Consider the following 26,539-nt stretch of genomic DNA (forward strand, 5'->3'; position numbering starts at 1 on the left):
GAATTGAACTTGATGTCTGACCTCGTCCTCGTCAGTTAAGCTCAGCTACACAGAATGTTAAGAAACGAAAATTGAGCCGAATGTCAATCGGTCGCACAGTGGTCCCGGAAGGAGATACAGGATGGAGCCGAGTTCAACCCAAAGCTTGGGTAGCGCCGGCAACGTGCCGGGAGTTGGACAGGTATTGACCAGGAAGCCCCTGATCGAAGCTGCCAATATCGAGAAGAGTTATGACGCAACCCGTGTCCTGCGGGGTGTGAGTTTTCAGGTCCGGGCCGACGAAATCCACGCGCTCCTGGGCGGCAACGGCGCCGGCAAAAGCACTCTCATCCGCATCGTCACAGGGCTGACCTCACGCGAAGCCGGCGAGATTGGCTTCGCCTCGTCGAAGGCCGACCACAACAGCCCGATCATCGCGGTGGTGCATCAGGAGCTGGCGCTGTTGCCCGAGCTGTCCGGTCGCGGAAAACATCGGCATTGTGCATGTGAGGTCGGGCTGGTCGCAGATCAGCCGTCGCCGCACGCGCGAAACTGCGCTCGGAGCGCTCCAGCTGATCGACCCAGCGATCGGCGAAGCGATCATCGATAATGCCGGCACGCAAATTGTCCCTCCACGAAGGCCAGATCGTCCAGATCGCTCGTGCCCTTTCCACCGGAGCCGAAGTGCTGCTTCTCGATCCCGGCGATCCGGTTGGGGAAACGCGCTGGCTGCAGGAGATCGCCAACAAGCGAGGCTTTCCGCATGGCATCGTCGGCTATGCCGACCTGTCCCAACCCGACGTCGGCGACCTCCTCGACCGCCACATGGAATATCCGAACTTCCGCGGCATGCGGCAGCCGATGAATTATCATCCCGACCCCGCCAAGACCTATCTGGCGCGGCCGGAGGTCAGTCGTACGCCCGAATGGCGGCGCGGCTTCCGGGAGCTGGCGAAGCGCGGGCTGAGCTTCGACCCGCAGCTCTACTATCCGCAGATGACCGAGTTCCTCGAACTGGCGCGCGACTTTCCCGACGTGCAGATCATCCTCAATCACACCGGCATGCAGGTCGACGGCGCCGAGCATTTTGGCGCCTGGAAAAAAGGCATGCACCAGTTAGCGCAAGCGCCGAACGTCGCCTGGATCTCGGGCCTCGGCATGGGCGACTGGACTTGGACCACGTTCTCGATCCGTCCTTATGTCGAGGAGGCGATCGCAGCCTTCGGCGTCGGCCGCTCGATGTTCGCGACGAACTTCCCCGTCGACAAGCTGTTCTCGAGCTTCGACGCCATTTTGAACGCCTTCAAGGAAATTACGATCGCCCACCCGCACGAGGAGCGGCTCGCGCTGTTCCATGACAACGCCGCCCGGTTCTACCGACTTTAGATCGCCGCCAAACAGAAATAGCAGGAGAGTTCGACTTGTTGCTGAAGGGCAAGGCCGTGGTGATTTCGGGGGCCGCGGGCCCCCGGGGAATTGGCCGCTCCACGGCAGCGCTGATGGTACAGCACGGGGCTCGCGTTGCAATACTCGACCTCGATGACGGGCAAGCGCGTGACGCCGCTGCGTCGCTTGGACCCGACCATATCGGCCTTGCGTGCAACGTCGCGGACCTCGACGCCTGCAAGAGGGCGGCGGCGCAAGTGACAGAAACCTTGGGCAGGATCGATGTGCTCTGCAACAATGCGGGCGTCACGCAGCCGGTCAAGACGCTGGAGATCAGCGCGGCTGACTGGGACCGCATCCTCGATGTCAACCTACGCGGCGTGCTCCATCTCAGCCAGGCATTCATCCCGAACATGCGCGAAAATGGCGGCGGCTCGATCATCTGCATGTCGTCAGTTTCGGCCCAGCGCGGCGGCGGCATCTTCGGTGGCCCGCACTATTCGGCTGCCAAGGCGGGTGTTCTGGGGCTTGCCAAGGCCATGGCGCGCGAATTCGGTCCCGAAGGCATCCGCGTCAACTGCATCACACCGGGCCTGATCCAGACCGACATCACCGGCGGCAAACTGACCAACGCCATGCGCGCCGACATCATCAAGGGAATCCCGCTCAGCCGGCTGGGCGAGGCGCGCGACGTAGCCGGCGCCTATCTCTTCCTGGCTTCCGATCTGGCCAGCTACATCACCGGCGCCGTGATCGATGTCAACGGTGGGATGCTAATCCATGGCTGAGTGGACAACGGAGCTTGAGATGCCTCGCGCTGGCAGCAATGTCAGCCTGGCCGAACGAGCCTATCGTATCCGCCGACGCGCCGTGCGGATGGGTCAAGTCCAGGGCCAAGGTTATGTCGGACAGGCGCTGGGTGTCGCCGACGTGCTTGCCGTCGCCTATTTCCATGCGCTTCGTTACCGGCCGGAGGACACGTTGTGGGAGGGACGCGACCGCTTCCTGCTGTCGATCGGACACTATGCGATCGCGCTCTACGCGGCTCTGATCGAAGCGGGCGTGCTGCCGGAGGAAGAGCTCGAAACCTATGGCAGCGATGAAAGCCGTATGCCGATGTCCGGCATGGCGCCATACACGCCCGGCATGGAGATCACCGGCGGCTCGCTCGGTCACGGCCTTGGCATTGCCGTTGGCATGTGCATGGGGCTGACGCGCAAGCGAAGCGACAGTTTCGTCTACAATCTTTTGTCCGACGGCGAGCTCGGTGAGGGCTCGACCTGGGAAGCCGCGATGTCGGCCGCCCACCACAAGCTCGACAATCTCATTGCCATTGTCGACTTCAACAATCAGCAGGCCGATGGTCCGTCGACGGCCATGCTCTCCTCCGAACCGGTGACCGACAAGTTCGAGGCGTTCGGCTGGCATGCGCAGCGCGTCGACGGCAACGACATCGAGGCGGTCCGCAAGGCCTTCGACATGGCGCGCGGCCTGAAGGAACCTCGTCCGCGTGTGATCGTTTGCGATACGCGCATGGCCAAGGGTGTGCCATTCCTGGAAACCCGCGACATCACGCATTTCATCCGGGTCGAACCGCACGAATGGACGTTAGCGCTCGAAGCTTTGGAAAAGGGACGTCCGCGTTGAGGTTGTCAAAGTTCGCGCCGCGCCACGCCGCCAATGCCAGTGAGCGCAAGACCACATCGGCGATGATCGCGTCGATCGCGCCCGATGGCGTACCGACACGCAATGCGCCGTTCGGGCACACACTGGCCAGACTGGCGCACCAGCGGCCCGGGATAGTTGGCCTGACGGCGGACCTCGCGAAATACACCGATCTCCATGTCTTCGCACAGGAGCATCCGGACCGCTTCTATCAGATGGGCATGGCGGAGCAGGTGCTGATGAGCGCCGCCGCCGGCTTGGCGCGGGAGGGTTTACGCCCTTCGCCACCACCTACGCCGTCTTCGCATCGCGACGTGCCTACGATTTCATCTGCATGGCGATCGCCGAGGAGAAACTCAATGTGAAGATCGTCTGCGCCTTACCGGGGCTGACGACCGGCTACGGCCCCAGCCACCAGGCGACGGAGGACATCGCGATCTTCCGCGGGATGCCGAACCTGACGATCATCGACCCTTGCGACGCGCTCGACATCGAACAGGCCACGGAGGCGATCGCGGACTACAACGGGCCGGTCTACATGCGGCTTTCGCGCGGTAAGGTTCCTGTCGTGCTCGACGAAGACGACTATACATTTGAAATCGGCAAGGCGCGAATGCTGCGCGAGGGCGCGGACGTATTGTTCATTTCCAGCGGCCTGATGACCATGCGCGCGCTGGAGGCCGCGAAGGCGCTTGAAGCCGACAGGATCGGCTGCGCCGTTCTGCACGTTCCGACGATCAAACCTCTGGATACGGAGGCGATACTCGCTGCCGCGCGCCGTTCGGGACGGCTGGTGGTGGCGGCGGAGAACCACACCATCATTGGTGGCCTTGGCGAAGGCGTTGCCGCGCTGCTGATGCGCGAGAGAGTGACCCCAGTCTTTCGCCAGATCGCCCTGCCCGACGAGTTCCTCGACGCTGGCGCGCTGCCGACGCTTCACGATCGCTACGGGATCTCAACTTCCGAGCTCGTGCGCCGCGTCCGCATTTGGAGCGAATGAGAAGAAAGAGCTCTCCCCACACAACAGTTGAGTCATCGACCTTGACCTTGCCCCTCTTATCTAATCCGGTTTGAAGTTCGTTCTGGCCCATCGAGAGGACCAGGACATGAAACGTAGCCGCTTCTCTGAAGAGCAGATCATCGGAATTTTGAAGGAACATGAGGCCGGGGTATCGGTTGCCGATCTGTGCCGCAAGCACGGGGTCAGCGACGCCTCGATTTACAACTGGAAGGCCCGCTTCGGCGGGATGGATGTCTGCGAGGCTCGGCGACTGAAGGCTCTGAAGGACGAGAACACTCGGCTGAAGCGGCTTCTGGCCGACGCCATGCTCGACAATGCCGCGTTGAAGGATCTTGTGGGAAAGAAATGGTGACGCCCGCGGCCAAGCGGAAACCTTTCCAGCGACCAGATCGATCAACTTCAACGCCGACTGCAACGGACCAGGCGATCAAGGAAAGGTGCATCATGAAGCATTCGCGGAGCCGACAATAGCCGACGCCATTCTCGACCGGATCATCCACAACGCCCATCGCATCACCCTCGAAGGCGACAGCATGAGAAAGCAAAAAACACCGCCGCCCTTGACCGGCGCCGAAAACGGCGAAATCAATCGCAAATGACTTCAACCAGGCAACCGAGCGCCGACCCCATCCTGCTGTCCGCGAATTAGTGAAACTGCTGTCCGCGATTTAGCGGAACGACTGTCCCGTTTTTGCGAAATACGCACGTCCGACGCAGCTTGCGTTGACAGAGGCGGTTTTACGCGCAGTTGCAATAGCACTTCCGCCGGCCTATTTTTGTGGAGTTCAATTGTGGTTCGGCCAAGGGCGCTTTGGGCGCCGGACCGGCCCCGTGTAAACCTCATTAAAGAGAGACGAACCCTGCCATGGAAGAATTCTTATCGCGCATCGCCACTGGTGCCGGCATCGGCCCGGCTCTCGCAGAGAAGGCCGTTGGGTTAATGCTGGGTTTCCTGCAACGCCACGCGGCCGACGGTCCCGTTGCGCGCATGATCGCGGCCATTCCCGGAGCTTCGGAATTAGTGGCGAAGTATCATGGCAACGACCCAGAGGGCGGAGGCGGCCTCATGGGGCTCGGCCAGCAATTGATGAGTGAGGGTCTCAGCATTCTAAAGATCGCCGCCATCGCCAACGAGACGATCGCCTTCGCCAAGGAACATGCCGGCGACGAACTCGTGGACGAGGTCCTCAATTCCGTTCCTGGCCTTCCCCAGTTCGTCTGATCAGCGGCAGCCGGGGCGCATGACCTCGTGCGCCCGTGCCGGCCCGTCTGCGCAGGTAGGCATTCTCCGCCAAGCGCTCCGTACCGATCTCGCCAGACCACCAACCGCCGGGCACGCGAAGCGAGCGTTGGAGTACTTCATTCGTCTCTCCCAAAATCGACCGCAGGCGAACCGATGTGTATAACTTCCGGCGGTAAGGGTTTATCGTGAACGCTTTCGATGAAGCCCGCGAGATAAGCAAACGTATTGTATTTCTCAAGAACCAACCGCTTCGCCTCTTGTATTGCGCCGCGACGCTCCTTCCAGAGGTCCGAGTCGATGATTTCTTGAATTTTTTGGATTACGTTCTTGTCCTCTGGGTCAATCAGAACCATTGAGTCGGAAGGGAAGAACCTCGTGATTGCCGGGCTGCCGTAATAGATCGGCATTGTTTCAGCAACGAAGCAGTCCATAAGCTTCTCTGTAAAATAGTAATCAGCACGAGTATTCTCGAAAGCTATACTGTAACGGTACGGTGCGAGTGCGTCCCATTTATCTCCAATCAGCCGAAAACCTCGGCCGAACAGGTCAAAATCGAGCTCCTCTCTCAGCCGTTCCAGAAACGCCAGCCGATATCGATGCCCTTTAAGCAGGGCGATGTTGCTGGTAATCCATGAGAGCCGAAGCGGCTTGTCCACGACTTCGCTGACCAGAAGTTGGTCATATGTCTTTGTCACAGACCAAGACCGAGTGATAGGTGGAGACAAAACGAATCGGCGCTCTGCATTCTGCCGAGCAGCCAGCTCTGCGTCAGACGTCAGGACGATGGTATTTTTCCCCTGCCCTTCATGAAATGCGCGATGAGCTTTCGTCGGCGGTTCGCCGATTGCAAAAATTGTCCTGTTTGGACTCGCCTCGATATCAACAGGGAGCCCAAAAATAGAAGCAGAGTTAAAGACAATATGCCAATCGGGCGCGAAGGATGTCCTGCGTACAAAAGCGACATTGTTCCAGATTCCACTGCCCTTTGGAGTGAGATGGTGGATTGCATCATCCAAAACGCCCCAAGAATCCAGACATGTAGCAACAATGGGCGCCGGACGTTCCGTCAACAATTTGGTCGACAAAGCAGTTCCACCCCATTCACTTCCGTTGGACCGGGAGCAACTCGTGCATCGGGCGCAAGACCTCTCTGCGCCTGAAATAGCTCGCGATCCTGATCGGTATCAAACACACGATTCTGTGCGACTTCGCGATTCTGTGCGACTTCGCGCCATTCGACAACTCATCTCTAAGACCGCGGGAATCCCTTCACTCGTGAAGGTACTCAATCGCCATTTCGGATTGCGGTAAGATTGGGCAGCATAAACCTTCCGGGACCCGCTGTCGAGGCAATTGTCGCTTTGCACCTAACCAGGTTCTTCCTGACTTTGTGTGGTGATCAGGCCGGTTGAGTGGCAGCATGCGTGCCCTCTAAAATATGGAAGTTGACTACATTCTTATTATTAATCGGGATATACGACCAGTTTAGAGGCGGCTCGCCTCTCACAGGCGACGTTTGCAGCGGCGACGGCAGATCGAGATATTGGCGGGTTGATGCCGGGGCTTTGTCCGAAATCTGTGGTCCGATTTCGGACGAAGTGACGGTCAAGATGTCCGAAATATGCTACGAATTTCGGACAAGCTTCACACACAAAGCGCCGCGGCTTTGCCCGACATCATCGATATCGTCATGCAGATGGGCGATGCCGACCTAGCCTCGTCCCCTCCCCTTCCAGCCATTGCCAATCCCAGCCTGCCTGCGCAGCTTGAGGCGCTCGCCGGCCGCGCGCGCGACTATATCGAGGCGGCGAGTTCGGCCAACACGCGCCGCGCCTACGCAGCCGACTGGAAGCATTTTTCGAGCTGGTGCCGGCGCCAAGGCATAGAGATGTTCCCGCCCGATCCTCAGGTCGTCGGGCTCTATATCGCCGCCTGCGCGTCAGGTACGGCCACTGGCGACAAAAAGCCCAACACCGTTTCAACCATCGAGCGCCGGCTTTCGTCGCTCTCGTGGAATTTTGCCCAGCGTGGTCAGCCGCTCGACCGCAAGGATCGGCATATCGCCACGGTGATGGCTGGCGTTCGCAACACCCACGCCTCCCCTCCCCGGCAGAAGGAAGCGATCCTGCCCGAGGATCTAATCGCCATGCTCGAGACCCTCGACCGCGGCACGCTGCGTGGTCTGCGCGACCGCGCCATGCTGCTTTTGGGTTTCGCCGGCGGCCTTCGCCGATCCGAAATCGTCGGCCTCGACGTCGGCAGGGATCAGACCGAGGACGGACGCGGCTGGGTCGAGATTTTTGCCGATAAGGGTCTGCTTGTCACATTGCGCGGCAAAACCGGCTGGCGCGAGGTCGAAATCGGCCGCGGCTCCTCCGACGCGACCTGCCCTGTGGCCGCTCTGCAGACCTGGCTAAGACTGGCGCGCATTGCGCACGGACCTCTGTTCCGGCGCGTTGCTGGTCAAGGCAGAGCGGTCGGTGTCGATCGCTTGAACGACCAGGAGGTCGCACGCCTGGTCAAGCGCGCGGCCCTGGCCGCCGGTGTGCGCGGCGATCTGTCGGAGGGCGAACGGGCCAAGAAGTTCGCCGGCCACTCACTGCGCGCCGGCCTCGCCTCGTCGGCCGAGGTCGACGAACGCTATGTGCAAAAACAGCTCGGCCATGCCTCCGCGGAGATGACGCGAAATTATCAGCGCCGGCGCGATCGTTTCCGCGTAAATCTCACCAAGGCCCCGGGCTCTGATGCCCCCGTTTTGTCCGCTGGGATGAGGCGGTCAGATCTCAGGCGATAACAATTACCTCATCGAGCACAGCGAGCGCTGTGTCCAGACTATCGGCGGCCGACGCTTCGTAGTCAGGCATGATCATCAACTGCGTTATGGCACGGCCCACAAATTCCGGGTTTAGCTTTTCCAACCGATCCTTGGTCCGGGAGACCTGTTCCGGGAATGCGCGCAGATTGAAGCGAACAAATGACGAGGTCTCTTATCCCCGACACGAATAGCTCGCGATCTCATCGGGATTTCCCTTACCGCCATAGGCAGCTTGAGTGGGATAAGCGCAGATCGGCTGGTGCTTGCCGGGGAATGCCTTGCTGCCAGCCGCGAGAGAATCCGGAGCCTTGTCTTGGTTTATCCAGCCCTCGATGGCGGCCAAAGGATCAAAGTCGTCGAAGGCTTGGCCATCGCCGCAGTGGGTCATCCCCGGGATTATGAACATGCGCACGAAACGGCGAGTCGCTTCCAAATCGCCGCCGCTTGTGACCTCGACGACTTGCTTGTACCAGCGCACCAGATCGTTGGCTGAGAAGACCGGATCGGAAAGTCCCTGAAACAAGAGCAGCTTTCCACCGTGGGCAGCGAAGCTGGCGAGATACGTGCCGGTCGCATCATTGAGCTTGGCCGTATCCGCAACGCGTGCCGGATCCTTGTCGAAGTCGAACTTCAGGGGGTCAAAATTCGGGTCTGACTCACATTTGATGATTTTTCATGGCGGCGTGGTGCTGTTTTCTTAGGGGAATCAGCACCATGGTGAGAAATTTGCGTTTGTCGTCCTTGATCCCGGCGGGATTGGTCGTCGAGGCCATCGCTGAGAACGAAGGAGTGATCGTCATTACCGCGCGGTCAGGTACGTCGGCGCGGCCTTGCCCTCTTTGCCGCAGAGTGTCGAGCCGGGTCCACAGCCGCTATGTTCGACGCGTGTCCGATCTTCCCTGTAGTGGGACGAAGGTAGAGCTCCGCCTCGTCGCGCGGCGCTTCGTCTGCGATGCTACATTGTGCCGTCGACGAATCTTCGCCGAGCGCTTTGACGACAGTGTTGTCACCGAGCGATCGCGCCGGACCTCGCGATTGGAGTGTATCGTTCATCATCTTGGACTGGCGCTCGGCGGCCGACCGGCGGCTAGTTTTGCAAAGCGGCTGATGGTTCCGGTCAGCAATGACACATTGCTGCGGGTGGTGCGGCGACGGGCCTGTTTACGAACAGACCCTACCAAGATTGTCGGCATTGATGACTGGGCCTATCGCCGTAACCATCGCTACGGCACGATCGTCTGCGATCTGGAGCGACGGCGGATCGTGACGTTGTTGCCCGACCGTGAAGTTGCCACCGTCGAGGCTTGGCTTGCCGATCACCCTGAGATCGAAACCGTCTCGCGCGACCGCGGCGGCGGTTACGGCGAAGCCACCGCCAAGGCATTACCGCATGCGGTTCAGGTCGCCGACCGCTGGCATCTCATGGAGAATGCGAGCGCGGCTTTCCTCGACGCCGTTCGCAAGTCGATGCGGATAATCCGAACTGCGACCGGCGCTACGACGGTCAATCCCGACTTGCTCACCTACGTGGAGAAGCTGCAATACGAAGGCTATCTGCGGCGCGAGGAGACAAACGCGGCAATCATGAAACTTGCCAGCGAAGACATCCCCATCAAGGAGATCGTGCGCCGCACCGGTCACAGTCGCAAACTCGTACGCCAAGTGATCCGTGGCCAGCGAACCGATATTTTCCGCGTCCGGCAGAGTTCGCTCGAGGCATGGTTGCCGTTCCTGGATGGGCAATGGATATCGGGCTGCCACAATGCAAGCGAGCTCTGGCGGCGGCTGAAGACAAAAGGCTTTCGGGGACGCCTGGGCGTCGTCAGCGAATGGGCAAGGCGACGGCGTCGCGCCGAGCAGGCATCCGATCAGCAACTCCACAAGGTGCCGTCAGCCAGAACGATCGCGCGCTGATGACGACGGCCCGTGATCACCTGAGCAAAGCCGACACGGTGATGATCGCCGCCATCGAGGCGGGCGTGCCCCTGCTGGTGGAAGCACGCAATCTGATCGCCGGTTTCCATTCCATGATCCGCAAGAAGCTTGCCGATGATCTCGAGCCGTGGATCGCCGACGCCGGCAAAAGCCTCATCGCATCTTTCGCCAAGGGCATCATTCGCGACCATGCCGCCGTCCGCGCCGCGATCACCGAACCATGGTCCAACGGTCAAACAGAGGGACAGATCACCAAGCTCAAGCTTGTGAAACGGCAGATGTATGGACGCGGAAAGCTCGACCTCCTGCAAGCCAGGCTGATCGGTGCCGTATGATCCCGAACTTCATCGAGAGTGCGTCAGACCCAAAATTCGGCGCCGGGGGCGTCATGAAGTAGTATTGAAGCGAGCGGGCTCCCAGAACGATGTTATTTGCATCCGACTGGGAAGTGGGGGAATTGCCCAGCTTCCACATTCTCCAGTCCGCGCCCGCAACGCCCGTATCATATGGCCAATCGCTGTAAAGCTTTTCGCCATCGGAGCTTTCCGGACCCGCGAACGCGCGGCTCATGGCCTGCACTTGACCAGCCGTGAGGCAGCTGTCCGTCTTATCGCCTTGGCAGGACAGGACCTTTGGGTCGAACCGGCACTGCTGCCAGGCGTTGATGACGCCATCCTCAATGCCATCGCGGGCATCACAGGCAGCGAGAACCGCCTTGGCGACGATGTTCAGATCCTGCTGGGAGAAGGCGCGGGATAGAATGGGATGGCCGGCCTCATCCTTGGGAGCGATGCTCATGTACTGGCGAGTATCCCAGGCTTCGGCAATGTTGGCGGCACTGAGACGAAAACCCGGGCTACCTGCAACAATGCCGTCGAACTCGAGCGGATATCGCTGAGCCGCTATCAACGCCTCACGACCGCCATTCGAGCATCCCATGAACACCGACTTTTTCGGAGCCGCCCCATAGAACTTGGCAATCACCTGCTTCGAGACCGAAGTGACTTTGCCAATGGAGGCGTACGCAAAATCAATGCGTGCGGCTTGATCGACCCCGAAAGCCGGATCGGGGCTTGGGTGCCCGCCATCCATGCTTACAACAGCGTAGCCGCGCAAGAGCCCGGGAGCCGCGGTCGAGTTCCGGCAAGGAATGGTCCCGACGGCCGGCGCCAGGAAGCCATCAACTGCGCCGCCGCCCTGGAAAAGGAACATGTCGTTCCAGGTCGTCGGAAGACGCACCTCAAACCGGGTGCCATATGATTGACCATCGACCCCCTGGCGTTTCCCGATAACACCTCGGACAAGGCAGTGCCCGCCCACTTTTACCGCCTGAGGCGAGGCGCCGGTGAATGCAGTGAAGGGATCTGCGGGGATCCCCTGCGGCTTTTGAAGGCTAGCCTCGGTAAAGATCACGTTTGGAATTTTGAGCTTGGCGATGGACCGGCACGCCTGATCCGACGCGTTTGCCGCCAGTGCAGGCGCACATATACATATGATCGCCAACATCAGTGCCAGCGTGCACCCGCGGTCCCGCAGCTTGAGCGCGTTAGCCAAGAACATACCCATCCTCCCTGGATGCGCCCGATAGCCCGAAAGCTGATCGCATTGGTAGCTATGTTATGAGCTTTCAGTAGGTTGTCCATCCGGTCCGAACCGGGAAAGCTGAGATTGTCGAAGCTTCAGTGACTCCAGGGGGACCGGATGAACATCCATAAGAATACCGGTCTGACGCCGCTCGGTCGAGAGCGGATTTTTTGCGCCTGGGCGCGCCGGCAGCACCTCGAGGTGTTGCCGCCTGATCCGCAGACCGTCGGCCTCTACATCACGGCCTGTGCATCCAGAAAGGGTTACAGGAGACAAGAAACCAAACTCTGTGGCGACGATCGAGCGCCGTCTCTCCTCCCTGACGTGGAATTATACGCAGCGTGGCGAGCCGCTCGATCGAAAGGACCGCCATATCGCCACCGTGCCCGCCGGCATCCGTAACAGCCACGCAAAACCGTCTGTGCAGAATGAGGCCATACCTTCCCGAAGACCTGATCGCCATGCTGGAGACGGTGCTCCGCAAGACCCATCAGGTCGCCCCAGGCCAGAGCAACCGGCTCGTCCCCGGGGAGGACGAAACGGTCGACCACTCCGCTTGTTCGACTTGTGTTCGGGCGACTATCCCGGCTTCTATGCATCGCGCTTCGGCGCGGCGAGCTTTGTCCAACGCGCCAAGCCTTTGAACCGAATCGCTGTAGACGGAAGTCGCGGCGAGCTTCGCGTTGTTGATCGGAGCATCGAACCAGGCGTCGTATCCGCGGTATCCACCCCATCGTCTGTCGCGCAATCTGTTGGCGAGCGCGTCCTCAGCCGTTCGATCGCGGCCGTCTTTGCCGCAAACTATTATATGGCGGCCGCCGATGCCATTCGGGCGCGCAATATCTCAGGGGTTGAAGGATCGTCGATCAGTTTTCCGATGTCTTGGCGGGCCGCGATGATCTGCACATGACCCTGCAAAGATTGCGCGTAGTAGGAAATACTGGTGCAACTGGTCACCCCAGGCGTCAGGATAATCGTAGAACCAATCGAACGAATGCACGCATCGCGGTTTGCCTACAGCACTGCTCTCCTGTCCCGATAGCGCAAATTCGCGGTTACCTCCGGCCACGAACAGTCGGACCAATTTTATTTGTAGGTTAGACCTTCGTCCTCGGCAAGATTGGCCAAGCGATGACTCGCTGCTGAATTGCCGGCCCGCGCGTGATGAGCGCGAAGGCGTCAGGTGCCCCCGCCGTCAAGACTCAAGCCGCAACGCAATCAGGCGGGAGTGCCTTCCGCTAGGTGGGGATGGACTGGCCGCCGAAGTCAGAAGCAGCAAGCCTGGAGCATAATGGAAGACCTCGACCATGTGAAGCAGGCCGTGAAGGGCGACCTAGCCTATTTGCAGCCACCTGCTCAAAGCCGCGACATGAAGCCAGCCGCCAGCCTGCTAGTCGACAGCAACCGTTCAGCTTGCTGCCGCCGACCGCTTGAAAACGATGGTCACCTTCGTCCCTTTGTTGGCGCTGGACTCGACGGCTAGCTGCGCCTTGGCGTTCTCGGTCAGCGATCGCGCGATCAGCGCTCCGAGCTTGCCTGGCTTGGGCCACATCTCGCCTTCCGGCAGCCCGATTCCGTCGTCCGCCACTATAACCCGGCAGCCGTCGCCATCGACGATGCTGTGCAGCGTTATCGTGCCGCCATCGCGGCCCCGGAACGCATGCTTGAGGGAATTGGTCAGCAATTCGTTTACGACCAGTCCCGCCGGCATGGCGACGTTTATTGACACCGGATATGTATCCACCTTCATATCCAGCCGGATCCCCTCGACCGCATGCGAGCTCATGACCGCGGACGCGATCTGGCTGAGATACACACCAAGGTCGACCTCCTCCTTCGGCTCGTCGGCCGTTAGCGTCTGGTAGAGGATCGCCAATGCGTCGACGCGACCGGCGAGCCGCTCAAACCGTCTCCGGTCGGCCTCGGTCGCGTTGCGGCTTTCCAGCCGGATCAGCGCGGTGATCATCTGCAGGTTGTTCTTCACCCTGTGCTGCAGTTCGCGAAGCAGTGTGTCTTTCTCGCTGACACGCTCCTCGGCCGAGCGCTGATCTCCCACCTCGCCGTGAGCCGATACGTCGACCAGGGCCACCAGTCGGAAACAGACCTTGCCGTTGTCGTCCTCTATCTCGTTGGAATAAACGTCAACGATCGCGGGTTTATCCTCGCTGCGCTCCAGCCTGAAGGTGCCGACCAAATCGGATTCCTCGACCACCACCTCGGCTAGCGGCCTGTCCTTTTGCTGATGGAGGCCTGTGCCTAAAAGGGCCGCCCAGTTTTCTCGGGTGAGCCTTGCGGACGTCAGGCCTGACAGTTTCTCGAATTCCGGATTGGCGTAGACCACGCGCTCTTCAGCGGCAAGGTCCGAAACGGCAATGGCAATCGGCACCTGGTCGAGGAATTTCTTGAACTGTTCGCTTTCCAGTGCGGTTGCAAGGTCAGGTGTATCAAGCAACTGCTCGACGGCCTCAGCCTTCTCTGAATCCGATGTCATTTGCGCGCCTTTTCTGCGCGGATCATATCAACAATGCGGCGCGCCTGCCATCGCCGAAACTTGAGCTGCATCTCACATTTCGCATCACGCATCTGACAACAAGCTCTGCATCGCGTAACGGCCGCACGTCTAGCATTGCGACCGGCCGAAGGAGAGCGGCAAGGATCGGCTACAATCCAGGTGCCTGGAATGTCGAAGCGACCGGTCAAGTGGGTACGCTGCGGAAGATCGATAGAGCAGGCATTCAGGGAGAATGAGTTCGCGTGCCGGCCTCGGCGATACGTGCCGACACTGTCAACCTCATGACCGCATGCGGGCTGAAAGAGCAGCGCTTCGCTCCAGCGGTAATTCAGGCCGCTAGCTGCCTAACTGCGGCAAGCCCATCGATCGTGTATGTTGAGACGCTATTGCCGATGCCTAAATATCGAACCCGTCATGGCAATCGTTGTGACGGGAAGCGCTCGCTTATGGGCTGTGCTGGAATGCGCATGAAGTAGCGCCTGTGCGCCGTTGATCTCTTGGCCTTCGAGGAAGTCGTCAATCTCATCGTATGGGAGACCGGGACGAGGTTCTCCAGGTCGGCGGTCGGGATCTTTTCAACAAGATCAGACGGAGCGCCCAGATACACTGCCAAGGCGCGAACTCTGCGCTTGTTCAGCCCGGAAAGAGGAAGAATGTCTGCGGCACCATCGCCGAACTTGGTGAAGAAGCCCATCAAGGCCTCGGCTGCTTCGAAGCGACTTCTGAAAAAGAAGTGTGGGTTTGCTCTCATACCCTTTGCTGAAAAATGTTGTCATAGAGCGCATGGAATGCCACGCGCTTCGAATCGGAGTAGCCGTCCGGGAAGCCTGAAGCCCCTTTGAAGCGCATGTCCGGCAGCTATTCATAGCGTGGATGACTTTGATCGAAACAAACGATTTCATAACTCTTCGGAAATCTTGCATGGACAAAAGCACGTCCGCACCGATCACCCATCCAAAGGAGAAAATCTTCCATGCGCCCTGACGTGCAGTGGAGGTCGTGCCGAGAAGTGAGTTGCAACTGGCCGATCATGTCGGCGGTTCGACGCTAGTCGTCCCCAATGTTCCGGAGCTGCGAAGTCTTGCAGGCGAGCCAGCTGCCCAGCGCGATTCTGCTTGTGGCGGGCTTTTTGCCGCAGGCAGTCCGCTCGTTTGGGCAGCGGATTGGAGACCCGGCCGGCAGCGCTACCATACAACATCAGCGCACTTTACATCTACGCGGTATTGCCGGGCTTCCAGTCGGTGCCATGTTTGGCCGACGAATGACGCGATGCGGCCTCCTGCACAAGCGAAGGCGTTATCGGATGTGCGACCGGGAAGCAGGCGGACAGTGCAGCACATGTCACTCGCCTGTGCGACGGTCTTTCGGGGAATGAAATCGGGCCAGTTCACGGCGCGGCATTATTCGTCAACAGCCGCCCCTTCGCAAGGATATAGGCAGCCCGCGTCACAAGTTCGTGCTGCAGATGAAAACGGCATCGCCGGCATGCAAGTCAGCAGCCGCTCAAGATTCGATGATCCAGCCAAGCTCTCGGCGTCATGGAACGGCAGGCGCCACGATCGAAGCATCTCATGTTGATTCAGGCGGACCCTTATGAGGCGTTCTTTAATGCCGGTGATGCCTGACGGGCGGTTGCAGCTGCAAGCGACAACGCGGCCTATTTAGTTGGAAACGGTCTGAGGCAGGCCAATTTGGCTTGCCCGTCACTATGTGGAGAAAGAAATGCTGTGTCTAGGAATTAGCGGCGGACTTGACCAAGTCCATGAAAACCGATTCGAGCTTCGGAACGCCTTTATGCACGATGGCGCCGCGGTGCTCGTCCGAGACGGACGGGTGATAGCAGCCGTCGAAGAGGAACGCCTCAATCGGATGAAACACTCCAACAAGCTCCCAATTCGTTCGATTCAATACTGTCTGTCAGCGGCGGGGGTTCAGCTCAACGACATTGATCGTGTCGCGCTCTACGCCAGCGAGCCCTATGCCAACGCCATGCTTGAAGGTATGTCCGCATCCCACCCCGACATTCTCTCCATTCCGTTGGATGCTAAAACGTTGGTGCAGGATCTGTTAACGCGTGAGTTCGGCACTAAGTTGGACAGTTCGCGTATTTCATTCGTAAGTCATCATCAGGCGCACGCCGTGAGCGCCTTTGCAATGTCGGGCTTCGAACAAAGTCTCATTCTAGCGATTGATGGCTCTGGTGATTTCCTATCGGGCCTCTTGGCGGTAGGGTCTGGCACAGAAATTACGCAACTCGAGGCTTTCCCCGAGAACAATTCTCTTGGGCTGTTTTATCTCGAGACGATCCGCTATCTCGGCTACGGCTTGTTCGACGAGTATAAGGTAATGGGACTCGCGCCCTACGGCGACCCCGCTCCCTATCGCGAGCTCTTCGAGCAGTTCTACGAGCTCTCCGCCAACGGCGGTGGCTACCGTGTTCACCTCGACCGCATCGGTCCGGCGTTGCTCCGCAATATCGAGGTCAGGCGAAAGGGAATGCCCTTCACCCAGCAGCATCGAGATGTGAGTGCGTCACTGCAGGAAGCGCTTGAGCGGATCGTGTTCCACATTCTCCGGCATCACCGTGAGGCCACCGGCATGAAGCGGTTGTGCCTGGCGGGGGGGGTGGCCCACAACTGCACGATGAACGGTAAGCTGCTGTATTCAGGGCTTTTCGAAGACATTTTCGTGCAACCCGCGTCTCACGACGCTGGCTGCGCATTGGGAGCTGCGCTGATAGTCTCTAACGAGATGGGCCGCCCCGCGCCGTGTGAGCGACTGCAGGAGGTCTATTGGGGTCCTGATCTCGGGAGCGAGCGCGCCGTGCAACAGGAACTGAATGCATGGGCCGGACATCTCGAGGTTGAACGCTCTGATGACGTGGCAAGCAGTGCAGCCGACTGGATCGCCAACGGCGCCGTGATCGGCTGGGTGCAGGGTCGTTCGGAGTTTGGGCCACGTGCGCTGGGCAACCGCAGCATTCTTGCCGACCCTCGGCCCGCCGCAAACAAGGACCGGATCAATGCGATGGTCAAGAAGCGCGAAGGCTATCGGCCCTTCGCGCCATCTGTGCTGGAGGAGGATGCGAGCGAATTTTTCGACCTCCCGGACGGTAGGCACGAATTTCCATTCATGAATTTCGTCGTTCGCGTGCGTGACTCAAAGCGCGCCTTGCTCGGTGCCATCACGCACGTCGACGGTACCGCTCGCCTGCAAACAGTATCGCGCAACGCCAATCCCGCGTACTGGGAGGTCATCAATGCGTTCAAGAAGCGCACAGGCACTCCAATTCTGCTCAATACGTCCTTTAACAACAATGCCGAACCGATCGTGGATTCGGTTGCAGACGCGATTGCCACCTTTCTGACGACAGAGCTGGATGGACTTGTGGTCGGGCCCTTCCTGGTAAAAAAGCGGGCTGCAACGCTGCAGGATTGGACTGCGCTTGCGGTTTCGTTGCCGCCCTATGTGTCCCTCCATCAAACCCGCGCTTACAAAGCGCCAGATCGTCGGGAGACTCACTGCGAGATCAGCACGACCCACTTCAGCAGTGACAGTGTACGAATTTCACACGACTTGTTTAATCTGCTGATGCGGATTGAGGGCGAAGCCGTGTTGGGAGATCTCCTCAATACAATTGCGCCGGATCAGGCTAAGCGTGAAGCTCTGATGGAGGGCCTGCGACGGCTGTGGGAGCAGCGCCTCGTTCGATTGCATCCCTCACAAGCTGCTCGCATGGATCAAGACTGCGATCAAACGCTGGACCAGCATAACAGGCTCTCAGCGTGATAGAGGTGCCGCTATCCAAGCTCGGCGAATAATGGTGTTCATCGATGCCGCCTGCCACCTCACCGCTGGCAGGCAGTCGACTTCATCACAGGGTCGATTCGTCCACTTCACCTTGGACGACCGGACGCGCAGAAAAAAGCGGCTGCGGCGGGTCCTTGCTAGCGACCGTGATGCGGGACCACAGCGACAGGGCGTGCCCGAGACGGTCAATGCGGCCGGCGGTGTCGTCGCCGGCGGCGACGGTCGCATTCAGGATCAGCATCGACCAAAGAGCGAGGCCACTGCCGTTATGCTCCGAGATCTGGGGACGGCGGCTTGGCGATCACCGTCTACTCGGCGTTGCCGAACTCACTGCATGCGAGACCGTGACGAAGCCCTTCACATTGCGGGTCGGGACATAGCTGGGTTTCTTGGCGCGCTACCATCGCTAGAGATGCAGACTTCGCCCCACAGCTCCTGCTGGAGCGCGGCTTGGATCTGATGGCAGAATTCTTGCGGAGACGCGGACAAAGTGGGGAGCACTCCAACCTACACACGCGTCACTGGGCTATCAGTGTTGACCGTATAATCTTCGGAATGGCAATGGCATATTTTACAAAGCACGACGGCAATCAAATTATATACCGCAGCTGGGAAGAGCCGGAACAGTCAAGCGCAAGGATGAGAATTTTGGTCCTCAAGCTTGATCATGTCGGCGACTTTTGGATGTCTCTAGGGCCTCTAAAGGACCTTCGTCAGCGTTTTGCGCATGCCCACATTACGCTGGTGGTGGGAAGCTGGAACATCGCTACTGCAAAACAGTTCGACCTCGCCGACGATCACGTTGCTTTTGACTTTTTTCCTCGCAACCCAAAAGTCAAAACGCGCAAAGAAGCCGCGGACATAAGGCCGCTGCTGACCGGCGAGTTTGATCTTGCCATTGATATGCGTGTTCCGGAAGAAACAAGGCCGATCTTGCTTGAAGTTCCCGCCAGGCACCGTGCGGCGATAGTTGATCCGTACAGCATGCATCAGATCGATATTGCGATAGCGCCATTCAATCTGAAACTGCGCAGAACCATTTTCTACAAGCTGGTCCAAAAAATAGGGCTTGCTAACAAAATCCCCCGTAGATGGCTTGATTGGTTCATTGACCGTAAGCAGGTGCGTCTCCAGCATGTGTCAGAAATCCTCCTCTTTCTGGTCGCAAAGGCAGCTGCCTATTTCGAAAGCGGAGCGGGTCACCCACAGAATTCGACTACAGGCATTGCCCCGATTGTCGTGGCTCCGTTCTCCAATTCCAGCCTGCGAGATTGGCCGATTGAAAGTTTTGGCAAAGTTGTCGCTGCTCTTTCGACCCGTGGTGAGGTGGTCCTCGTTGGCCGTGGCGAATGCCTGGAAGCGCTTGAGGAGGTTGCGAAGATAGCTAGGGAACGTGGGGCCGCGAACATTCGGACGGCTGTCGACTTGTCAGAATTGGAATTCAATTGTCTCGTGAATTCGGCCGCGCTCGTCGTTTCGAACAATTCAGGCACCGGCCATGTCGCTGCCCAGCTTGGCCGCCCTACTATCGGCATTTTCACGGCGTCACATCTGCCGGAGATTTGGGGGTTTCGAGGTCCCTTGGTCAGCATGCTTATGAGTGTTATTGAATGTCGCGGATGTGGTCTGGACCAAGTGCGGCATTGTCCGGTCAAAGTCCGATGCAAGTTCGACATCACGCCGGATCTCGTGATTGCCGAGGTAAACGCCTTGATGAATCATTGTAAGGGTACGGCACAAGCTTAGTGGCTCGCGATCACCACAACCGCGATTGCCCAGCCCTTGTCGCTGATTCAATCGCTACAATCATCTAAAGGCCGAAATTCAGAATCGAATCGACTTGTTCGAAGGACCGCAGTGGCGATGTCACATTGGCCGACAGGTGGCATAGAGCGGCGCCTGAGAATGAAAGTGCCGCCGCCCAGCCTTCATAGCCGTTCCTCCTTTGTGGCGTGACGGCCCGAAAGTCGCCATCGCGTCAGATGTTCATCAGGTTCGGGATAGCCGGGGCTCGTCCGGCGACAGTCATGGCAGCGACTTCGCTTCTGGACCCGCTCATCCGGCCGCCAAAAACAAATGCGCTTTCTAAGCCGTAATTGATCCGCCGGAGCTGACCAAAGCCACCTTGCTCTGGGTTGCGGCAATGGCGACTGGGGCGAGAAGCCGAGAAGAACCGATGCGGCGAGAAATCCTGAGACCATCCGCCACGAGACGTCGCCAGGGAACGTAGTATTGCGTTCCGCGTTACACTAACGTATATACGTCCGCAGCACAGGAGCGCGCCATGGCCACCACACCCACCAGGAAGGAAGCACCCGTCTCGATGCGGTTTCGCGACGATGATCTCACCATCATCGACCGCGGCGCGGAGCTGCTCGGCCTGTCGCGCACGGAGTTCATGCGGCGCGCCGCGCTGCACGAGGCGCAGGCGGCCATCCTCAACGAAACCGTCATCCGCGTGTCCCCGGAAGCCTATGACGCCTTCATGCAGGCGATCTCAGCCCCGGCCGCTGCGCCCCCGGCGAAGGCGGCCGAGCGGCTGCGTCGGTCCCCGCCCTGGGACCGCTAGGTGGCGCTTTCAGGCATCGAACTCCTCGACCACGCACACCGCCTCGACAGCTTCGATTGCGGCAAGCCGGCGCTCAATGCTTGGCTGGCCGGCTTCGCGCGAACGAACCAGGCCCGCGGGTTTACCCGCGTCCTGGTCGTTCACGACGAGGGAACAGTCGTCGGGTATTACGGCCTCGCGCCGGGCGTGATCCAGCCAAATAGCGCACCGCGCGCCATCCGCACCGGACGCCCGCCCGATCCGATCCCCTGCCTGCTGATCGGACAACTCGCCGTCGACCACCGCTATGCCGGACAAGGCATCGGTAGCGGCTTGGTCAAGGACGCGCTGTATCGCTGCGTCGCCGGCGCCGACATCGTCGGCGGCCGCGCGGTGGTGGTGCGGGCGATCGACGCCGAGGCAGAGCGCTACTGGCAGAGCTGGGGCTTCATTCCCGCGCGGGACAATCCGTCGGTGCTCATGCGCTCGATCCAGGACGTGAGCCTCTGGCTGGCCGACAAAGGCCACTAGCTCCGCGCGCGTAGCGCCTCCGGAAGCGGCAGGTCTGCGCGCCGGCCTGCCGCCGACCGGGCTCTAGTTGCGGCGTCCCGCCGCTCCCCGAGCCGGCTTCGCCGTCTCGGCGTTCGGGTGACCCCTCACGCAGGGCCAGAGGGAGACGGCGGTCAGAGCGAGGGAGCCCTGGAGAGAAGGGAAAGTCATGATGTCGATGATATTCATAGGGGGTTCACGCGAGATATTTGAGCTGACGGAACCTGCCATCGCTCGGATCCGCCCAATCGTTGTTGCCGTGCACGGCGTGCTGATTGGCGACGCGTCTGGAGCCGATGCCGAGGCGCAGGGCCTGCTCGCGGGCTACGGCTACAAACATGTCGGGGTCTTCCATGCGGCCAAGGAACCCCGCAATGATCTGGGCGACTGGGCTGCCTCCCGGGTCCCGTCTCCTGAAGGTGCTAGAGGATACTGGATCTACGCCGCCAAAGACCGGGAGATGGCGCGCGCCGATTTTGGGATGATAGTCTGGGACGGCGCATCACCCGGCACGGCCGTCAACGTGCTTCGGCTCGCCATGGCGAACAAGCCGAGGTCATCTACGATCTGGCCAGGGGCAGCATGGCGACTACGCACCATGTCGTAGACTGGTGCGCCATTGCTCCGCGATGCCGGTCCAGACATTCGGCGCGCCAAGCCGAAGCCCGCATGACGCGAGGCGAGCGCCTGGCGTTGCCGGGATGATGTACGCGCGGTCCCGGCGGGTCCAACGCGATAGGCTTGATCCGGCCCCGCGCCCCCAACTCCACTTGTATGAACGGCCGGGGCCGGCCCTTTTCGAAACCGGCTCACCGCCGCGTGGCGTTGTGCAGGATGATTGTCTTGACCCGTCTCGCATCTGAAGCGGGTGCAAGCCTGCCGCACATGCCGCTGCTTGGTCATGCGAGGCATCGCTACCGTGGGGCGTGGCGTTCGCCGATCTCCAAACCGCTGTGCCGCCATACCGAACACGCAAGGCGGTTTAACCGCCAGGCTGCTGTTCAAGGTATTAACGACGCAGGCGGCATGACCGGAGAGACTGGCGGGGTAAGCAGCTTCCATCGATCCGGCGGCATTGCGGATGTGGCTGGCGATGGCGGCCTGAGTTCTTGTCCATCTGCCGCATAGCGGGTGGTCAGATGCTGGTCGCGTTTCCGGCGAGCCGAAGCATTTGTCTCTCAAGGTCACCCGTTGGAAATCCAGCACCAGCGGCTTGTCGGGACAAGATAGTTGCTATTGGGATTTGGCCGCCGCAACCGCGAGCATCGCTTCTCCCATCCCATTGACGCCTCGGGCATTCAGCATTTCACCAGCGTTCTGAATGTCGCGCACCTCTTTGTTCTGGCTGAGTTTTGATTTACCAACCAGGCTGGTGATCTCGATTTCCAGGGCGACGATCGCCTTCACCATCGTGTCAATGAAGTCCTTCGGCGCGTCGCCCATCTTCCACGGGGCAGGCTGCGAGGCTTCATGCATGTGAGTGAGCTTCGCCACGTTACGGCGCACATAGCGCTCATCATCCCGGACAGTGATGCGTCCGTGGGCGTGGACGACGAGATAGTTCCACGTCGGCGCCTGGTTATGGAATTCATGCTTGCTTGGACCAGTTCGGCTAGATGTAAGCGTCAGACCGTCGAGCTCGTCCCGGACCGCATGGCGCTACGGCGCCACCTCCAGCCCGGCGAGACAGTCGTCATTGTCCGTGAGGGTGACCGCCCCTCTATGGTGAGAATATTGATCGCCGGCAACTTATGGCGCCTGCCGACCTCAAATTCGTTGAAGTCGTGCGCCGGCGTGATCTTGACCGCGCGGCTGCCTTTCTCCGGATCAGAATACTCGTCCGCCACCACCGCGATCCTGCGGCCGACGATCGGCAGAGGATGAGGTTCTTGCCGACAAGATGCCGGAAACGCTCGTCGTCGGGATGCACCGCCGACCGCCATATCGCCCAGCATCGTCTCCGGGCGGGTCGTCGCCACGGTGATGAAGGTTTTAGGATTTTCCGGATCCAAAACCTCGCCCTCGACGGGGTAGCGGAAATGCCAGAGATTGCCGTTGACCTCCTGCTGTTCGACCTCAAGGTCGGACTCGCGGTCAAGAGCTTCGGGTCCCAGTTGACAAGCGCTTGTCCTTGTAGATCAGGCCTTTCCTTGTAGAGCGTGACGAACACTTCGAGCACCGCCCTGGACAGGCCCTCGTCCATGGTGAAACGTTCTCGGCTCCAGTCGGCCGAGGCCCCAGCCGCTTCAACTGGTTGAAGATCGCGCCGCCGGATTCGGCTTTCCACTCCCAGACTTTCTCAATGAACTCGTCGCGCGTCAGGTCACGGCGGTGGATCTGCTTCTCCATAAGCTGGCGCTCGACCACCATCTGCGTGGCGATGCCGGCGTGATCCATGCCGGGCTGCCACAGCACGTTCTTGCCGCGCATGCGCTCGAAGCGCACCAGAATGTCCTGCAGCGTGTTATTGAGCGCATGGCCCATGTGCAGCGAGCCAGTGACGTCCGGTGGCGGGATGACGATGGTGAAGGCTTCCGCGCCCTCCTCGGCGCCTGCGCCGACACGAAACGTCTTTTGAAGCGTATTATGTTTTTTGTGCATAGACCAACGAGTTGAACGGCGGCCCCATAAATCGCCGATGTGATAGGTCGGGCGAAGGCGTCCACCAGCTCGTACTTGTCAAGACGATGCCACCCTTGATCTTGCACCCGCCTCCGATACCAGCGATGCGCTGCGTCGTACGCTCATGCCTGTCAGGATGGGATGGGCGCTGCTAGCACCGTGGCAGTTTGACAACCCGGCCATCGGGGCGGTAGCACCGTCCAAGGCCAAGAGTCGCAGGGCAGACCGCACCCCATCGGGCTGCGCGACCCAGACCAGCTGACGCCCAACTGGCACACTCATCGCATCAGCACCGTGGATGCGACATCTACTTTGTTGCGAGCGCGATATCGGAACTTGGTTGTGACGCAGCTGTGCGTAAGCGCACCGCTGTCAGCAAGTGAGCGAGCGAAAGAACTACGTGGTGGAGGTGAGAAGTCATGCGGCGTCAAGATTCCCCGCCCTTTGCGGCAAACACACTGATCCCTCTTCAGAATCCGGTCTTTCGTTCGATCTGGACAGCCACGCAGATATCCAGCCTTGGCTGGCTGGTGCAGAGCGTGGCTATAAGCTGGCTTATGGCAACGATTTCAGCCTCCGATCTGATGGTTGCGCTCGTGCAGGCTGCATCGACACTGCCCGCCTTCTTCTTGTCGATCCTTGCTGGAGCGATTGCAGACAGCTTCAGCCGCCGCGGCGTGATGCTTGCCGGACATTGCCTGATCGCACTGGCATCCACGGCGCTGGCTCTCTCTGTTGGACTGGGCTTTGTCAGTCCATGGCTGATCTTGGGACTGAGTTTCTTGGCGGGATGCGGCTTTGCCTTGAATGATCCAGCCTGGCACGCCTCGGTCGGCGACATCCTGGAAAAGCGCGACATACCCGCTGCAGTGACGCTGATGTCGGTGGGGTACAACGTGGTTCGAAGCATAGGACCGGCGCTTGGCGGTGTAATTTTGGCTTTGCTGGGCCCCCTTACGGCTTTCGCCTTCGCTGCGCTGACCGACCTGGTCCCGTTGAGCGCTGTACTGCGCTCCAAGTGGCAAGTTCGCTCTTCGCCTCTTCCGCGCGAGCGGATGACGACGGCCATTCATGATGGCATGCGCTTCACGGCAATCTCCTCGGAGATCAGAGTGGCGATCGTGCGTGCAACCCTGTTCGGGCTGTCAAGCATCTCGATCCTTGCTCTGCTCCCCCTCCTGGTTCGCGACCAACTGGCGGGGGGGCCAATTGTTTACGGCGTCCTGTTGGCCGGCTTCGGCACAGGCGCCTTCATCGCGGGCATTGGCAATAGCTACTTGCGACGCATCACGTCCCAAAATCGATTGATCACGTTCGCGTCCGTTGCTTGCGCAACGTGTTGCCTTTTACTGGCTCTCACATCATCGGTGGCTGTAGCAGCGATCGCGCTTGCAATCGCTGGCGCAGGCTGGGTTGTCACCTGGACCGGAACCGACGTGTGTGTGCAGTTGGCAAGCCCAAGGTGGGTCGTTGGTCGCACCCTGTCGATCTATTACGCCCTGACCTACGGCGGCATGGCAGCGGGCAGCTGGATCTGGGGTGCTGTCGCGCAGAACTATTCCCTGACGTGGGCTTTGGAAGGTGCTGCAGCGGCGCTGTTGCTGGTTGCAGCTGTGGGAAAGCTATTGCCGGTCCGCCTATGGGAGGAATCGGATCAAGGGGCCTTCGACTTCAGGCCACCAGAACTGGCCCTCGATTTGAAGCCCAGGAGCGGCCCGATCGTGATCAAGGTGGAGTACTCGATACCCGAGGAGAATATCGAGGAATTTCTGAGCTGCATGCGCGAAAGGCGGCGCGTTCAGAGCCGTGCCGGTGCGCGGGACTGGACCCTCCAGCGCGATCTTCAGAACTCGACTCTTTGGACCGAGACATTCCGCACGCCGACATGGACGGACTATCTTCGTCTAAACCATCGGCTAACGGTGACTGACAGGGAAGTAGGCGAGCGCCTTGCCGCTCTGCAGGTCGGTGATTCTCCTCCTCGTCTCTCACTTTCGATTGAGCGGTCGACAAGCCCCGCCCCCGGCAGCCAAGTCCAGCCTGTGCCCTTTGTATCGCGCCCGTAAGGAAACCAGTAACTTTTCTGGGTTCGGACACGGGAATGGCCGAGACCTACTCCTTCTTTCGTCGGGTCTGCCCGGATTGCCATACGTTGCAGCCGGTTAGGCGAGCATGAGGATTTGTGTGGCACGTATGTCCACCACGGGCCCATGTCCAGCCCCACCGCCTCTGCGGCCATCAGATCGGCTTGGGCACGGGTTCAGGTCGCCTGTCCCCCTGCATCGCGGCGAGCAGCGGGAGCAAGGGGGGCGGAAGGGTCTCCCCGGTCTGCAGGGAGCGCAGCGGGCAGACGGAGGAATCCGCCAGCGGCGGCTTGCTGGGAGAGGGCCGCGCGCCTCTTTCCCCTCCCTGACAAAACGTGCCGCCAAGCACGTTCACGTCGGCGCAGCCGTGCCGCAGAGGCGGCCGCAACAAAGAAGGCCTACAAGGCGGAAGCATCGAAATGTTCGCCAGCGGGACCAATTCAGTTCGGTGCTGGAGAAAGCGATTCAACAGGGCGGCCATGGGAGCGCCAGCATAGCGCCGCTGTCAGGCGCGATGCGGACCGACAGCCCCGGCGAAGGGCGCTGATTGATCGACCGAAATTGGATCGGGTCATAATCCATGAATTTTTCACGATGCTTCAGCACGCGCGTGGATTTGTGCATTTAACTGCAGCGTCCAGGTGGTCCGGTGGAAGCGCGCCCGGGGCATCTTGGAACTTATTTGATGCAGCCATCCAGGACTGCTGCATTGCCACAGCAATGGTCACAACCTGCTAGGATCCGGACCCATAAAGGGATTGAACGAAGCCGCTGACGCGTCATTTG

General features: G+C 59.9%; 20 protein-coding genes and 7 pseudogenes. 17 read left to right on the plus strand and 10 right to left on the minus strand.

Annotated features, from left to right (window positions below; all coding sequences use genetic code 11):
- Positions 1-121: 121 nt before the first annotated feature.
- The 8 genes and pseudogenes from NKI41_RS17050 (at position 122) to NKI41_RS17085 (ending at position 5,273) form a co-directional block, all read left to right on the plus strand.
- Positions 122-589, plus strand: coding sequence for an ATP-binding cassette domain-containing protein (locus NKI41_RS17050; RefSeq protein ID WP_352457358.1), 468 nt, complete (start codon positions 122-124; stop codon positions 587-589).
- Positions 590-624: 35 nt separating this feature from the next.
- The gene (locus tag NKI41_RS17055; protein ID WP_352684229.1) at positions 625-1,365 is read left to right on the plus strand and encodes an amidohydrolase family protein; all 741 of its coding nucleotides are present in this window, start codon (positions 625-627) and stop codon (positions 1,363-1,365) included.
- A 35-nt stretch (positions 1,366-1,400) separates the two neighbouring features.
- Positions 1,401-2,153 carry an SDR family NAD(P)-dependent oxidoreductase gene (locus NKI41_RS17060; RefSeq protein WP_352453729.1) on the plus strand — a complete coding sequence of 251 codons (753 nt, stop codon included), beginning with the start codon at positions 1,401-1,403 and terminating at the stop codon, positions 2,151-2,153.
- 19 nt (positions 2,154-2,172) lie between these two features.
- Positions 2,173-3,012 (plus strand): transketolase, encoded by an 840-nt coding sequence (locus NKI41_RS17065; protein ID WP_352975226.1) that lies wholly within the window; start codon positions 2,173-2,175, stop codon positions 3,010-3,012.
- Positions 3,009-4,030: pseudogene (locus tag NKI41_RS17070) on the plus strand (transketolase family protein). Before NKI41_RS17065 ends, NKI41_RS17070 begins: the two are co-directional and overlap by 4 nt.
- Before the next feature lie 106 nt (positions 4,031-4,136).
- Positions 4,137-4,423, plus strand: a pseudogene (locus NKI41_RS17075) (transposase); the annotation flags it as partial.
- A gap of 71 nt (positions 4,424-4,494) precedes the next feature.
- Positions 4,495-4,650, plus strand: a pseudogene (locus NKI41_RS17080) (ATP-binding protein); the annotation flags it as partial.
- Between the two features lie 266 nt (positions 4,651-4,916).
- Entirely contained in the window at positions 4,917-5,273 is a 357-nt protein-coding gene (locus tag NKI41_RS17085) for a hypothetical protein (protein WP_352453730.1), read from the plus strand.
- 137 nt (positions 5,274-5,410) lie between these two features.
- Here NKI41_RS17085 and NKI41_RS17090 read toward each other — a convergent pair whose 3' ends face one another.
- A complete protein-coding gene (locus NKI41_RS17090; RefSeq protein WP_352493678.1) occupies positions 5,411-6,379 on the minus strand; it encodes a glycosyltransferase family 10 domain-containing protein in 969 nt (322 codons plus the stop codon).
- Positions 6,380-6,915: 536 nt separating this feature from the next.
- Here NKI41_RS17090 and NKI41_RS17095 point away from each other — a divergent pair.
- On the plus strand, positions 6,916-8,088 hold the full coding sequence (locus tag NKI41_RS17095; protein ID WP_352684138.1) for a site-specific integrase: 1,173 nt from the start codon (positions 6,916-6,918) through the stop codon (positions 8,086-8,088).
- A 193-nt stretch (positions 8,089-8,281) separates the two neighbouring features.
- On the opposite strand, the gene NKI41_RS17100 is transcribed toward NKI41_RS17095, so the two are convergent.
- Positions 8,282-8,779, minus strand: a complete 498-nt coding sequence (locus tag NKI41_RS17100; protein ID WP_352684231.1) for a tannase/feruloyl esterase family alpha/beta hydrolase — start codon at positions 8,777-8,779, stop codon at positions 8,282-8,284.
- Positions 8,780-8,823: 44 nt separating this feature from the next.
- Here NKI41_RS17100 and NKI41_RS17105 point away from each other — a divergent pair.
- Positions 8,824-10,379, plus strand: a pseudogene (locus tag NKI41_RS17105) (ISL3 family transposase).
- Here the strand turns inward: NKI41_RS17105 and NKI41_RS17110 are convergent.
- Positions 10,303-11,598 carry a tannase/feruloyl esterase family alpha/beta hydrolase gene (locus NKI41_RS17110; protein WP_352684141.1) on the minus strand — a complete coding sequence of 432 codons (1,296 nt, stop codon included), beginning with the start codon at positions 11,596-11,598 and terminating at the stop codon, positions 10,303-10,305. The pseudogene NKI41_RS17105 and the gene NKI41_RS17110 overlap by 77 nt on opposite strands.
- A gap of 198 nt (positions 11,599-11,796) precedes the next feature.
- On the opposite strand from NKI41_RS17110, the pseudogene NKI41_RS17115 reads away from it, so the two are divergent.
- Positions 11,797-12,116: pseudogene (locus tag NKI41_RS17115) on the plus strand (integrase); the annotation flags it as partial.
- Between the two features lie 2 nt (positions 12,117-12,118).
- Here the strand turns inward: NKI41_RS17115 and NKI41_RS17120 are convergent.
- From NKI41_RS17120 to nadE, 4 genes and pseudogenes are all read right to left on the minus strand, one after another.
- Positions 12,119-12,376 (minus strand): aminopeptidase, encoded by a 258-nt coding sequence (locus NKI41_RS17120; RefSeq protein WP_352453904.1) that lies wholly within the window; start codon positions 12,374-12,376, stop codon positions 12,119-12,121.
- A gap of 56 nt (positions 12,377-12,432) precedes the next feature.
- Complete coding sequence (locus NKI41_RS17125; protein WP_352453905.1) at positions 12,433-12,585, minus strand: aminopeptidase; 153 nt, start codon at positions 12,583-12,585, stop codon at positions 12,433-12,435.
- 451 nt (positions 12,586-13,036) lie between these two features.
- Entirely contained in the window at positions 13,037-14,119 is a 1,083-nt protein-coding gene (locus tag NKI41_RS17130; protein ID WP_352684143.1) for a sensor histidine kinase, read from the minus strand.
- A 404-nt stretch (positions 14,120-14,523) separates the two neighbouring features.
- A pseudogene (nadE, locus tag NKI41_RS17135) lies at positions 14,524-14,849 on the minus strand (NAD(+) synthase); the annotation flags it as partial.
- Between the two features lie 1,013 nt (positions 14,850-15,862).
- Here nadE and NKI41_RS17140 point away from each other — a divergent pair.
- A complete protein-coding gene (locus tag NKI41_RS17140; protein WP_352457394.1) occupies positions 15,863-17,929 on the plus strand; it encodes a carbamoyltransferase family protein in 2,067 nt (688 codons plus the stop codon).
- A gap of 85 nt (positions 17,930-18,014) precedes the next feature.
- Here the strand turns inward: NKI41_RS17140 and NKI41_RS17145 are convergent, their stop codons facing one another.
- Positions 18,015-18,191: a hypothetical protein gene (locus tag NKI41_RS17145; protein ID WP_352457364.1), complete on the minus strand. Its 177-nt coding sequence runs from the start codon at positions 18,189-18,191 to the stop codon at positions 18,015-18,017.
- Positions 18,192-18,511: 320 nt separating this feature from the next.
- Between NKI41_RS17145 and NKI41_RS17150 the strand changes: the two genes are divergently transcribed.
- From NKI41_RS17150 to NKI41_RS17165, 4 genes are all read left to right on the plus strand, one after another.
- Positions 18,512-19,696: a glycosyltransferase family 9 protein gene (locus tag NKI41_RS17150; RefSeq protein ID WP_352684145.1), complete on the plus strand. Its 1,185-nt coding sequence runs from the start codon at positions 18,512-18,514 to the stop codon at positions 19,694-19,696.
- Between the two features lie 538 nt (positions 19,697-20,234).
- Positions 20,235-20,519, plus strand: coding sequence for a type II toxin-antitoxin system TacA family antitoxin (locus NKI41_RS17155; RefSeq protein ID WP_352453587.1), 285 nt, complete (start codon positions 20,235-20,237; stop codon positions 20,517-20,519).
- Positions 20,520-21,029 (plus strand): GNAT family N-acetyltransferase, encoded by a 510-nt coding sequence (locus NKI41_RS17160; protein ID WP_352684147.1) that lies wholly within the window; start codon positions 20,520-20,522, stop codon positions 21,027-21,029.
- Positions 21,030-21,219: 190 nt separating this feature from the next.
- Positions 21,220-21,654 (plus strand): hypothetical protein, encoded by a 435-nt coding sequence (locus tag NKI41_RS17165; protein WP_352684149.1) that lies wholly within the window; start codon positions 21,220-21,222, stop codon positions 21,652-21,654.
- Positions 21,655-22,280: 626 nt separating this feature from the next.
- Here NKI41_RS17165 and NKI41_RS17170 read toward each other — a convergent pair.
- On the minus strand, positions 22,281-22,676 hold the full coding sequence (locus tag NKI41_RS17170) for an FMN-binding negative transcriptional regulator (protein ID WP_352684233.1): 396 nt from the start codon (positions 22,674-22,676) through the stop codon (positions 22,281-22,283).
- Between the two features lie 89 nt (positions 22,677-22,765).
- Positions 22,766-23,648: pseudogene (locus NKI41_RS17175) on the minus strand (class I tRNA ligase family protein); the annotation flags it as partial.
- A gap of 440 nt (positions 23,649-24,088) precedes the next feature.
- Between NKI41_RS17175 and NKI41_RS17180 the strand changes: the two are divergent.
- Complete coding sequence (locus NKI41_RS17180) at positions 24,089-25,735, plus strand: MFS transporter (protein ID WP_352684151.1); 1,647 nt, start codon at positions 24,089-24,091, stop codon at positions 25,733-25,735.
- Positions 25,736-26,539: the final 804 nt, after the last annotated feature.

Origin of the sequence: Mesorhizobium sp. M0601 (genome assembly GCF_040320845.1) — a bacterium.
Classification (GTDB): domain Bacteria; phylum Pseudomonadota; class Alphaproteobacteria; order Rhizobiales; family Rhizobiaceae; genus Mesorhizobium.

What these genes read in the sequence shown, in the direction of transcription:
- NKI41_RS17050 (WP_352457358.1), top strand. Translation starts at nt 122, where the DNA reads ATGGAGCCGAGTTCAACCCAAAGCTTGGGTAGCGCCGGCAACGTGCCG.
- NKI41_RS17065 (WP_352975226.1), top strand. Translation starts at nt 2,173, where the DNA reads ATGCCTCGCGCTGGCAGCAATGTCAGCCTGGCCGAACGAGCCTATCGT.
- NKI41_RS17085 (WP_352453730.1), top strand. Translation starts at nt 4,917, where the DNA reads ATGGAAGAATTCTTATCGCGCATCGCCACTGGTGCCGGCATCGGCCCG.
- NKI41_RS17095 (WP_352684138.1), top strand. Translation starts at nt 6,916, where the DNA reads ATGCTACGAATTTCGGACAAGCTTCACACACAAAGCGCCGCGGCTTTG.
- NKI41_RS17130 (WP_352684143.1), bottom strand. Translation starts at nt 14,119, where the DNA reads ATGACATCGGATTCAGAGAAGGCTGAGGCCGTCGAGCAGTTGCTTGAT.
- NKI41_RS17140 (WP_352457394.1), top strand. Translation starts at nt 15,863, where the DNA reads ATGCTGTGTCTAGGAATTAGCGGCGGACTTGACCAAGTCCATGAAAAC.
- NKI41_RS17145 (WP_352457364.1), bottom strand. Translation starts at nt 18,191, where the DNA reads ATGCTGATCCTGAATGCGACCGTCGCCGCCGGCGACGACACCGCCGGC.
- NKI41_RS17150 (WP_352684145.1), top strand. Translation starts at nt 18,512, where the DNA reads ATGGCATATTTTACAAAGCACGACGGCAATCAAATTATATACCGCAGC.
- NKI41_RS17155 (WP_352453587.1), top strand. Translation starts at nt 20,235, where the DNA reads ATGGCCACCACACCCACCAGGAAGGAAGCACCCGTCTCGATGCGGTTT.
- NKI41_RS17165 (WP_352684149.1), top strand. Translation starts at nt 21,220, where the DNA reads ATGTCGATGATATTCATAGGGGGTTCACGCGAGATATTTGAGCTGACG.
- NKI41_RS17180 (WP_352684151.1), top strand. Translation starts at nt 24,089, where the DNA reads ATGCGGCGTCAAGATTCCCCGCCCTTTGCGGCAAACACACTGATCCCT.